Annotated in this window: 1 protein-coding gene; it reads right to left on the reverse strand. The window is 38.4% G+C overall.

Annotation, left to right across the window (positions count from 1 at the left end; translation table 11 throughout):
- Nucleotides 1–2,022 (reverse strand): SNF2-related protein (locus P9B04_RS23320; protein WP_342057351.1); only part of this gene is annotated, 2,022 nt, incomplete at its 3' end.
- Nucleotides 2,023–2,099: the final 77 nt, after the last annotated feature.

Here is a 2,099-nt window from a genome sequence, read left to right on the forward strand (position 1 = left end):
GTATAAGGTCATGAGAAAGCCTAGTCCCTGTCGTTGTTCTTGTTGAGCCAGGTTATAAAAATGCCGAACATAATCACTAACTGCTTGGTAAAGGGGAACTTCTCGGTTGGTTTCGAGAGCGATCGCATTATCAAAGACCACCCGTATCGGAACATCTTTATCTAAAATGCCCCGTCGATAATATTCTCTGAGAGTATCCCTAGTATGCCGAAACATTAAATCTTTAAGGGGAGTATTTATAGTGAGGAACTGACGAGACGCATTAATAAAGTTATTCTCCTGACAAAGTTGTTTATGATTGACCATGGCCATCCCACTTTGCCAGATATCTTTTAAACGATACAGTAGTAAACGATCTTGCTTAGTCAGTTGTTGTTCTAATAGGGGACAGAGTTGCCCCCCCTGTTGAAAATAATCTTTTGACATCCTCTGCCAGAATTCTAACCGTAATCGGTCAGGAGGATAGGATAAACTATCAAAATAGTCACAGAAATTATCTTGATATTGCCATTCCCCTTTTAAGTTAACTAAACTAAGTAGGTCGAATATTTCTACTGTGTCAATCTGCATCGGTGTGGCACTTAATAGTAATAATGATCGTGTTTTAGGTTTTAGTTCCCTCATTAAACGTAATAAGGAATTGGGCGTATCATCTCGCTTTTGAGGACTTTGACGACGGGCATGATGGGCTTCATCAAGAACCACTAAATCCCAGTTTTCTGCATCTAATAATTCCTGAGTTCGTTCCCTTCTTCTGACTAAATGAGATGAGGCTAAAATTAACTCTTTTTCATTCCAAGGGTTCTCAATAGATTGACAAGTTTCACCATAAGTATCTTTGAATAGTCCCTTGTCATAACTCCAAAAATGAAGATTAAATTTTTCTCTAAGTTCTTCATGCCATTGAGGTTGAACACTAGCAGGGACTAAAATTAAAACCCGTTTAACTTGCTTGGATAATAATAAATAACGGACTAAAATTCCGGTACTAATCGTTTTTCCTAAACCTACTTCATCACAAATCATGACCGATTGAGGCCATTTAGTGATCATTTGTCTGAGTATTTTTAATTGATGTATCCAGGGAGTTATGGGAATAGATTTTAGACAATAATCTAAACAACCTGGATGTTTATGTAGTTCTTTTAAGACTTGCCATTCTTGTTTTTCGGCTTCAATAGTTACGTCATCTAATTGAGGTTCTTCGGGTTCTATAATAGTTTCATCAAAAGGCGTTTCTTGATTCTTAGGAATTTCTTCGATAGAAATAGGACGAGTATCCTGTTCGGTTGCAGCCGTCCAATTGGGTTTTGTGGTTGGGGTATATCTCAATAACTTCCGTTTAACCGCTTCAGGAATATTAAACACCCGTACATTAGGGGCTAAGTCGTGCCACAATTGGTCAAACCGATATTGTTCTTCATTGACTCGTTCTAAGTCTCTGACCCCTTCCCAAGAACAATAAACATGGAATGACTCAACGTTTTGTTCCCATCCACTAATGGACTCATTATTTGACCCACTGAAAGCTAATTGATTACCCTTTACGTCAGTAAAGATTCCTGTTTTCTCATGGAATATATGACGAGTATCTAAGGGCTTATCAGGTTCAGGTAAGCCATTGTTTTTCAACGGGATAGCAATTTTTATCTCTAAATAATGATGGGCGATTAACCAACTTAATATCTCAAAATGTTTTAGTTGGACAAAGGTTTTCGGAGGCTCTAATTCTCTATCTAAGCAAGTAGCGATCGCTTCTTTTAATTCATACCCTTGTTGTATAGCAGTTAAATCTTGAGGGGAAAATTGACAGCCCATAATTAACCGCATCTTCCCTTCATTATAAAGCATGGCTCCTAAACCCCTGGCCACTTTAGACAGGATGGCACTATTGAAAAAACCTGACTTGCGATCGTACTGTACCGCCTTTTCTAATGCAGGAATGTAAAAATCCGCAATGGGATTATTTTCATTGCTGCTGTAGCTTATGCGCCAGGGATGAGAGGGAAGAAGGAACACCATAATTAAACTATTAACGGGTTATCCTTAATATGCCCATCTTAGGGCTTTTTCCATAAGGTCACTCCGTGGTGTGCAAA

Origin of the sequence: Crocosphaera sp. Alani8 (assembly GCF_038442745.1) — a bacterium.
In the GTDB taxonomy this organism is placed as follows: Bacteria; Cyanobacteriota; Cyanobacteriia; order Cyanobacteriales; family Microcystaceae; genus Crocosphaera.